This is a genomic window from Thalassospira sp. MCCC 1A01428 (assembly GCF_002115825.1).
Lineage (GTDB): Bacteria > Pseudomonadota > Alphaproteobacteria > Rhodospirillales > Thalassospiraceae > Thalassospira.
In genome coordinates this window covers 1-8,692 of sequence record NZ_JFJZ01000084.1, presented here as the reverse complement: position 1 = coordinate 8,692, position 8,692 = coordinate 1, and the positions used below count along the sequence as shown (strand labels likewise).

9 protein-coding genes are annotated in these 8,692 nt (G+C 52.7%); 7 read left to right on the top strand and 2 right to left on the bottom strand.

Annotation, left to right across the window (positions count from 1 at the left end):
• Positions 1–267: 267 nt before the first annotated feature.
• Both THS27_RS25280 and THS27_RS25275 read left to right on the top strand, forming a co-directional pair.
• Positions 268–567 carry an IclR family transcriptional regulator C-terminal domain-containing protein gene (locus THS27_RS25280; RefSeq protein ID WP_256376839.1) on the top strand — a complete coding sequence of 100 codons (300 nt, stop codon included), beginning with the start codon at positions 268–270 and terminating at the stop codon, positions 565–567.
• 117 nt (positions 568–684) lie between these two features.
• Entirely contained in the window at positions 685–1,464 is a 780-nt protein-coding gene (locus tag THS27_RS25275) for an IclR family transcriptional regulator (protein ID WP_085595661.1), read from the top strand.
• 84 nt (positions 1,465–1,548) lie between these two features.
• Here THS27_RS25275 and THS27_RS25270 read toward each other — a convergent pair whose 3' ends face one another.
• Entirely contained in the window at positions 1,549–2,958 is a 1,410-nt protein-coding gene (locus THS27_RS25270; RefSeq protein WP_085595657.1) for an FAD-binding oxidoreductase, read from the bottom strand.
• Positions 2,959–3,170: 212 nt separating this feature from the next.
• On the opposite strand from THS27_RS25270, the gene THS27_RS25265 reads away from it, so the two are divergent.
• From THS27_RS25265 to dmpG, 5 genes are all read left to right on the top strand, one after another.
• The gene (locus THS27_RS25265; protein WP_085595655.1) at positions 3,171–4,178 is read left to right on the top strand and encodes a TRAP transporter substrate-binding protein; all 1,008 of its coding nucleotides are present in this window, start codon (positions 3,171–3,173) and stop codon (positions 4,176–4,178) included.
• A 132-nt stretch (positions 4,179–4,310) separates the two neighbouring features.
• The gene (locus THS27_RS25260) at positions 4,311–4,793 is read left to right on the top strand and encodes a TRAP transporter small permease (protein ID WP_085595653.1); all 483 of its coding nucleotides are present in this window, start codon (positions 4,311–4,313) and stop codon (positions 4,791–4,793) included.
• Entirely contained in the window at positions 4,790–6,073 is a 1,284-nt protein-coding gene (locus THS27_RS25255) for a TRAP transporter large permease (RefSeq protein ID WP_085595651.1), read from the top strand. Before THS27_RS25260 ends, THS27_RS25255 begins: the two co-directional genes overlap by 4 nt.
• 23 nt (positions 6,074–6,096) lie before the next feature.
• The gene (locus tag THS27_RS25250) at positions 6,097–7,008 is read left to right on the top strand and encodes an acetaldehyde dehydrogenase (acetylating) (RefSeq protein WP_085595649.1); all 912 of its coding nucleotides are present in this window, start codon (positions 6,097–6,099) and stop codon (positions 7,006–7,008) included.
• A 10-nt stretch (positions 7,009–7,018) separates the two neighbouring features.
• Complete coding sequence (dmpG, locus tag THS27_RS25245) at positions 7,019–8,038, top strand: 4-hydroxy-2-oxovalerate aldolase (protein ID WP_085595647.1); 1,020 nt, start codon at positions 7,019–7,021, stop codon at positions 8,036–8,038.
• 95 nt (positions 8,039–8,133) lie between these two features.
• On the opposite strand, the gene THS27_RS25240 is transcribed toward dmpG, so the two are convergent.
• Positions 8,134–8,692 (bottom strand): GntR family transcriptional regulator (locus tag THS27_RS25240; RefSeq protein WP_085595645.1); only part of this gene is annotated, 559 nt, incomplete at its 5' end.

Below are 8,692 nucleotides of genomic sequence, written 5' to 3'. Positions count from 1 at the left end.
TTTTCCGATCACGCCAAATCATACCCGGCAGCAGCGAAATAATTTTGACAGTCTGAGGGTGTGATTTGGCGTGATCGGAAAATGCTCTAGCTGTGAGCTTTCAACAGGTTGTCCATTCGGGCCAGACCGATCGAACAGGAAATTATGTATGTCGTGCGTATCCCGGGCTATCGAACAAGTTACGGTGCCTCGGTCATCGGTCGGCGGGTACCGGCCCTGACAGCATCATCGGGCCGCGTGATCCTGAGCCGCTAGGACGAAGCAACAATCCATAAATGCGTAAATGAATGGCCGCTCAAACAATACACGCCCTGGACAACAATGGATCGCGGCCAAATCCTTGAAAACATCCTGACCGCCCGCGACAAAGGCTATTGCATGAGCCTGCGCCAGGTCCTGCCCGATGAAATCAACATCGCGGCCCCGATCTGCACAATGGATGGAACCCCCGTAGCGGCCATCCATTGTTCATTGCCAATTATTCGCTGGACCTTGGAACAAGCCGAAGCCGAAATCGTTCCACATATCGTCGAAACAGCCCGATCCATCTCCCCTCCCCGGCCATAGGGAGGGGCATTTTCATCGGATATATTTTATCCTTTAAAGAAACGGCTTCCTGTGATCACTGGATGTTTGCTTTCGCTGTTGATAGAAACGTCCATTATTGATTTGGAAATTGAGCACATGGCAGAAAAAATCAAACCGTCGAAAGATGGACATGAACCACAGGCTCAGCGCAGTCAGACGCTTGTGCGCGGGTTCCAGATTATTGACGCTGTTGCCGAACACCCCCGTAACATTCAGGAAATTGCTTCGGTCACAGGGCTGACCTATAGCACGGTGCATCGCATTGTTGCGGTGTTGCAGGAACAACGCTATCTCAAACCCGAAAAGTCGCGTGGCTTCACTTTAGGCCCGCGACTGATTGAGCTTGGTTTTACAGCCTATTCGCGGGTCGACCTTGTACAGGTGGCCCGACCATGGCTGGACGAATTATCCGGTCTGACGCATGACACAGTTCATCTGGCGCGCCGCGAAGGATGGGAGGTGACCTATCTTGACAAACTACCCGGTGCACGCCCGGTTGAAATCAGTTCGCGGGTCGGCGGCCGCAAACCGATTATTTCAACCGGTGTAGGAAAAGCACTGTTATTTGATGAACCGGAACTGGTTTTAAAACAGCTCTATGAGCAAGATGGCCATCTGTTACCAGACGATATGTCGCAAAAGGACTGGCTGGCCATGATGGCCTCCTACCGGGCGGGGGGGTATAGCTATGATCTGGGTGAAGATGCCCCCTCCATTCGCTGCGTCGCGGCCCCTTTGCGCGATGCAACCGGCAAAATCATTGCCGCAGTGTCGGTTTCATCGACCATGGAATATATGTCTCCGGCACGTATGACGGATCTGATCCCGCTGGTTCAGCGCATCGCCAAATCGATTTCGCACGAGCTTGGTGCATAAGCAACACCCCGTTGCACTTTCCCCCAAAAGCCGCCACCATAGCGCGGCGGCTTTTTAGAACAAACACGTCAAAAGAGCTCGTCCTTATGAAAGAACCTTCCCCGGGTTTAGAATTCCCTTCGGGTCAAAACTCTGTTTGAGAAGGCGCAGGGTTGCAAGCTCGGTTTCCGAACGGCTATAGGAAAGCCAGGGTTTTTTATGCAAACCAATGCCATGTTCTGCCGAGACCGATCCGCCGTAGCGACGAATAATCTCGTAGACCGTTCTTTCAATATTCTCGCCCGTCGGATCACATGGGTCACATTTCGCAATGGAGCCTGCCACCAGATGAATATTGCTATCCCCCGCATGACCAAAAAAGATCACCGGTAATTCGGGGAAAGTCTGTGCCAAAGCCGCACGAATTTCATTAACACATTCACCGATGCGCGACAGTGGCACAGAAACATCAAAGCTGATCGCCGGGGCGCGCCGTGACAGAATTTCAGAGACGCCATCACGTAGCGACCAGAAGGTTTCAATTTCACGGTGAGACTGGGCAATTGCCGCATCGGAAATAATACCTTCTTCAAATGCTGTTTCCAACATCGCTTCAAACACAGATTTTTCACCCTCCGGGTCAGCGCCCTGCATATCGATCAGTGCATAAAGCGGATAATCTGTAGCCAAGGGCGGTTTCTGGCCGGTTTCATCAATAACGGCCTGATAATAATCATTCCACATAAGTTCAAACGCGGTCAGGCGGCTCGATAACATGCGCTGGGCATGGCTGATCAAGCCAATGGCGGCGTCGAAATCGGGCAGCGCAACCAGTGCCGTATTAGCACCACATATACCGGGATGCAGCCTGATTACAGCGCGCGTGATAACACCCAGCGTTCCTTCCGATCCAATGAACAAATGCTTGAGATCAAGGGCAGCGTTGTTTTTCGGCATCCGGTTCATCATTGGCAAAATCGTGCCATCTGCAAGCACGACTTCCAGCCCCAGAACAAGATCACGCGTCATACCGTAACGGATGACACGGTTACCACCAGCATTGGTCGAGATATTCCCCCCAATCTGGCAGGAGCCACGCGCACCAAGATCAAGGGCGAAGTAAAACCCCGCATTCTGTGCCGCATCCTGAATACGCTGCAAGATACACCCAGCCCCTACGACCATCAGGCTCGAAGATGGGTCGATTTCCTCGATCTGATCCATTCGGGCCAAAGACAGCAACACCGCACCTTCCGACGGAACGGCCCCGCCCGCCAGGCCCGAAAGTCCGCCTTGCGGCACAACAGGAATGTTGTGCCGATGGCATAATCGCAGCACGGCAGATACAGCACCGGTGTCACCCGGTGTGACCAGCGCGCAAGGTTTTCCGCCGCGCTCGGTACTCCAGTCATGCAGGGCGGACTCGGGGATGTCGTCGGCATGTCTAACACTGGTGCTTCCGACGATTTCCAAAAGTGCGGCATAGAAATCGTCTGGCAAAAATTCGGCTTGCATTGGTATCTCCGGGACGTGGACGGACCATATTTATTGATTAATTTATCACATAGTGAAAATAGATTTTAAAATTTGACAAGTAAACCCATTTTTACTAAGTTAATTAGCTCTGGAAAAGACAGAAGCTCCGAGCTTTGCTCGGAACTCAAAAAAGCAATTCGGGAAACACAAGGACGCCAAACCAGGTGCCTTGGTAAAAAGGGAGGACGACGATGTCGTTCAAGAAAACGGCGCAGATTATCCGCGCGACTACTGTTTCAGTTATGATATCGGGTGCATTTTTCGCAAGCCACGCACAAGCGGAACCGGAAATTCTGTTCCGGGCAGCCCATTCTTCTGCCCCGACATCGACCGGACACAAGGCATTTGAATTTCTTGATAAAGAACTGCGCGAAAAAACCAATGGTCGAATTGGATTGGAAATTTACCCCAATTCGCAACTTGGTGGTGAACGCGAAGCGATCGAGAATGTACAGTTGGGCAACATCGACCTGACCTTCGCATCATCAGCACCGGTCGCTTCTTTCGCCCCGGAATTCTTTGCTTTTGACATTCCCTTCCTGTTTAGCAATCGCCAACAGGCTTACGCAGTGCTGGACGGCGAAATCGGCACCGACATCATGAATTCGCTCAAAGACAAGGGCATTGTCGGCCTGGCATATTGGGAAAACGGTTTCCGCCAGCTGACCAACTCGAAAAAGGAAATCCGTACTCCGGATGACCTGGCGGGCATGAAAATGCGCACCATGGAAAACGAGGTCAATATTGCGACCTGGCGTGATGAAGGTGCGAACCCGGCACCGCTGGCATTTAACGAACTGTTCACGGCCCTGCAGCAGGGAATCTTCGATGCACAGGAAGGGCCGATCAACCTTTTCTATGACATGAAGTTCAACGAAGTTCAGAGTTTCATCACCAAAACCAATCACATTTATTCACCGTGGCCGCTTCTGGCAAGCCCGGACAAGCTGGCAACATTAAGTGCCGAAGACCGTGCAATTTTTGATGCAGCCGTCAAAGACGCAACTGCCTACCAACGCAAACTGGCACAGGAAGCGGACGACAAAGCCGAAGCGGCGATGACAAACGTGAAGTTCACCACCCTGACGCCCAAAGAACTGTCTTTGTTTGTCACAAAAGCGGCTCCGATTGCTGATCTCGTCAAAGAAAAAGCCGGTGCTGATCTTGTCGATCGCCTGCTTGCCGCGACCCAAAAGTAATCACCTGACAAAAGCAGGGCGTCGTTATGCGGCGCCCTACCCTTTTTCCAGTCCCTGTTTCAAAACCGCCAGATGGCGGATCGATCCACAGCAGTCACCCTGATCATTGATCGGCTGGCAAGGGAGGGATTTATGCTTAAACTTGTTGATGAGCATTTTGAAGAGGCCTTCACCGTAGCCCTGATGGCCATGATGACATTCCTCATCGGTATCCAGATTTTCATGCGCTATGTGATGGGGGCGTCTTTGTCCTGGTCGGAAGAACTGGCCCGGTATTTGTTTATCTGGATGACTTATACCGGTGTCGCTTACGCCATTCGTAAAAACGCGCACATTCGTGTGACCATGTTTGCCGATCTGTTACCTGCACAAGGGCAGATTTATTTGCGCATCCTCACACATGCCATTTTTGCCGCTTTTGTCTGTTACGCGATGTATCAAGGCTGGTTCCTGATCGAGAAAACCTTTCGTTTTGGTCAGAAATCCGCATCGCTTGGTATGCCAATGGCGTTTGTCTATCTTGCACCGTTTACCGGTTTTGTCATGGTGCTGGTGCGCCTGGCGCAATCCATCTTCTGCGCGGTACGCAACGGTACTGAAAGAGAGATGCAATGATCTCTCTCATTCTGTTCGGCCTGCTGGCTGTTCTTCTTTTTATCTCGGTTCCGATTGCAGTATCGCTTGGTGTTGCCTCAACTGTTGCACTGATTGTATCTGGCAAGGTTTCCGGCAGCTATGTGCCGCAGGTGCTGGTTACATCAATTGACAGTTTTCCATTGATGGCGGTCCCGTTCTTTATTCTTGCTGGCGATCTGATGGGACAAGGCGGATTGTCCCAGCGCCTGATCAATGTCGCACGCCTTTTATTTGGCCGCTATACCGGCGGCATGGCCATTATTGCGGTTGTAACGTGCATTTTCTTTGCCGCCATTTCCGGGTCTGGCCCGGCAACGGTGGCGGCTGTTGGCACCATTCTGCTGCCCGCAATGGCAAGAGACGGGTATAAAAAGGGCTTTTCAGCCGGGCTTATCGCATCTTCCGGGTCACTTGGTGTTATCATTCCCCCCTCTATTCCGATGGTCATTTATGCGACATCGGCCAACGTGTCGGTCTCAAAGCTGTTTATGGGGGGCGTACTTCCCGGGTTGCTGATTGGCCTCACACTGATCGCCTATGCGTGGTGGAAATCGCGCGCCGATGGACAAACCCCAAGCGATTATCATCCCTCCCGCAAGGAAATATTGGCAACCATCAACGATGCCAAATGGGCCTTGATGGTACCCGTGATCATTCTGGGCGGTATCTATGGCGGTATTTTCACCCCGACCGAGGCCGCGGCTGTCGGTGTCATCTATGGGCTATTTGTCGGGGCCTTTGTTTACCGGGAACTCAGCTTTAAAAAACTGTACCGGATATTCGCCGGATCAGTCCTGACATCGGCCACCATCATGCTGATCGTTGCAACGGCCACCATTTTTGGTCGCGCACTGGCAATCGAAGGCGTGCCCGTCATGCTCGCCAATGCCATTACATCCACCGTGGATCAAACATGGATTCTGTTACTGGCGATCAACGTTGTCTTGCTGGTCGTTGGCACCTTCATGGAAACGATTGCTGCCATCATTATTCTGACGCCGATTTTATTGCCGCTGGTGACAGCGCTAGGTGTCAGTGCCGAGCATTTCGGGATCATGATGATCATTAACCTTGCCATTGGCATGGTTACACCCCCCGTCGGGGTGAACCTGTTTGTCGCAGCACGTGTCGCGGATCTGACCCTGGAAACCGTGATCAAGGGGGCAATCATACCGACACTGCTCATGATCATGGTTTTGATGATCGTAACCTACATACCGGCCCTCACGTTGGCACTGCCTGCCTTCTTTGGAATGTAACTTGATATTAAAGGATATGTAAAATGACGAAGAAATTGCGGGCCGTCATCATAGGGCCAGGCAATATCGGCACCGATCTTCTGATGAAAATGAACCGGTCCGACTGGGTTGAGCCTGTCTGGATGGTCGGGATCGATCCGGCATCAGAAGGGCTTAAACGGGCAGCCGAAATGGGCATTAAAACCTGCGCAACCGGTGTTGACGGGGTTCTTGAACATGTCATCGCCGACGACATTCGGGTCGCCTTCGATGCGACGTCGGCCTACGTTCATGCAGAAAATTCGCGCAAGTTGAACGCGCTTGGCGTGATCATGGTGGATCTCACACCCGCCGCGATTGGCCCATTCTGCATTCCGTCGGTTAACCTTGCCGACCATGCCAAAAGCAAGGAAATGAACGTCAATATGGTGACCTGCGGCGGTCAAGCCACCATCCCGATGGTTGCGGCTGTTTCACGCGTGCAGCCAATTGATTATGGCGAAATCGTTGCGGCTGTGTCATCGCGGTCCATCGGCCCCGGTACCCGTAAAAACATTGATGAATTCACCGCGACGACGGCGGCAGCAATCGAGAAAGTCGGTGGGGCCAAGCGCGGCAAGGCGATTATTATCGTCAATCCGGCAGAACCCCCGCTTTTGATGCGTGATACGGTGCATGTGCTGACAAAAAGCGCGCCCGATCATGCTGCAATCATCGCCAGTGTCAATGCGATGGTGGTCGAAGTTCAAAAATATGTCCCGGGATACAAACTGGTGAACGGGCCGGTTTTCGACGGTAACCGGGTATCGATCTATCTCGAGGTCGAAGGACTGGGCGACTTCTTGCCGAAATATGCGGGCAATTTGGACATCATGACGGCCGCCGCCCTTCGGACAGCCGAACTTTTTGCTGAACAGGCCGATTGCGGTGCGTTCACATTGCCAGAACGTGGCTGAGGAGAGACAGATGAGCATCCAGGGACGTAAAATAACCCTTCACGAAATGAGCCTGCGGGACGGCATGCATGCCAAACGCCATCAGATTTCAATCAGTCAGATGATCGAGGTGGCCAAAGCCGCCGACGACGCCGGAATGCCATGGATCGAAGTCACCCACGGCGATGGTCTGGGCGGCGCATCGCTCAATTATGGTTTCGCGGCCGCAACCGACGAGGAATATCTTTCGGCTGTGATCCCGCATCTTAAAAACGCCAGGGTTTCGGCACTTTTGCTGCCGGGTATTGGCACCATTGATATGCTTAAGCGGGCAATGGATTGCGGTATCGCCGGTGTGCGTATCGCCACCCATTGTACAGAGGCCGATTGCGCCGAACAGCATATTACCTTTGCCGCCAAAACCGGGTTGGATACCGTGGGCTTTCTGATGATGGCACATCGCGCCAGCCCGGAAAAACTGGTCGAACAGGCCCTGTTGATGGAAGGATATGGCGCGAACTGCATTTATTGTACGGATTCCGCCGGTCATATGCTGCCCCACGATGTCACCGACCGCATTTCCGCCATCCGTGCCGCCCTTCGGCCCGAAACCGAGCTTGGTTTCCATGGGCACCACAACCTGGGCATGGGCATTGCCAACTCGGTCGCAGCCGTTACGGCGGGGGCCAACCGTATTGACGGTGCCATTGCCGGGCTTGGTGCAGGTGCAGGAAATGCCGCAACCGAGCTTCTCGTGGCGGTGTTTGAACGCATGGGGGTCGAAACCGGCATCGACCTGTTCAAAATCATGGACGCCGCCGAGGACCTTGTTGTGCCAATGATGGATCGCATGATCCGCGTGGATCGCGGCTCACTCGTCCTTGGTTATGCCGGTGTCTATTCATCATTCCTGCTTTTTGCGGAACGGGCTGAAAAACGCTACGGCATCCCGGCACGTGATTTGTTGCTTGAACTGGGCCGTCGCGGCATGGTTGGCGGCCAGGAAGACATGATCGAAGATCTTGCCCTTACAATGTCTAAAAACGCCTGAAACCGCCTCGTTGTTACGGTAGAATCATCATAAGGCCCTGCCATTATCTGAGCGCAGGGCCTTACGCGTTTCAGGACCATATTTTTGATCGTATATTATGACGTCACGTAAGGATCGTCTTGCCGGGCGTTGCGCAACAGTTTGATGCGCAACCTTTGCGCATTGCGAATATGAAGGCGCGCTGCGGTATCAGCGGCATCGGCATTGCCGTTGCGAATATTATCAACGATCTCGCTATGTTCAGCATACGCACTTTGCGGGCGCCCGTCATATTGCAGCGTTGTGCCGCCCAAAAGCGCCATTGAATTCGACAGGGAATTAAGCGCATCAATCAAGTAACGGTTGTTTGCAGTCCGATATAACGCCTGGTGAAACAGCCGGTTAATTTCGGCAACCTTTATCTGATCCTGACTGTTTTTAAGCATCAGCTCGTTTAAGTCCTCAAGCTCGGCTATTTCCAGCTCTGATGCGTGACGCGCCGCATAGCGTGCCGCCGTACCTTCAAGCACTTCGCGGATTTCATAAAGTTCGATCACTTCACGATGATCGAGTTCCTTTATAACGGCCCCGTGGCGCGGCACATGAATCAAAAGCCCGTCACTTTCAAGACGACGAATTGCATCACGCACCGGCGTGCGGCTGATATCAAACCTT

Coding starts and splice junctions, on each gene's coding strand:
- dmpG (WP_085595647.1), top strand. CDS start 7,019: ATGAGCATCCAGGGACGTAAAATAACCCTTCACGAAATGAGCCTGCGG.
- THS27_RS25250 (WP_085595649.1), top strand. CDS start 6,097: ATGACGAAGAAATTGCGGGCCGTCATCATAGGGCCAGGCAATATCGGC.
- THS27_RS25275 (WP_085595661.1), top strand. CDS start 685: ATGGCAGAAAAAATCAAACCGTCGAAAGATGGACATGAACCACAGGCT.
- THS27_RS25255 (WP_085595651.1), top strand. CDS start 4,790: ATGATCTCTCTCATTCTGTTCGGCCTGCTGGCTGTTCTTCTTTTTATC.
- THS27_RS25265 (WP_085595655.1), top strand. CDS start 3,171: ATGTCGTTCAAGAAAACGGCGCAGATTATCCGCGCGACTACTGTTTCA.
- THS27_RS25270 (WP_085595657.1), bottom strand. CDS start 2,958: ATGCAAGCCGAATTTTTGCCAGACGATTTCTATGCCGCACTTTTGGAA.
- THS27_RS25260 (WP_085595653.1), top strand. CDS start 4,311: ATGCTTAAACTTGTTGATGAGCATTTTGAAGAGGCCTTCACCGTAGCC.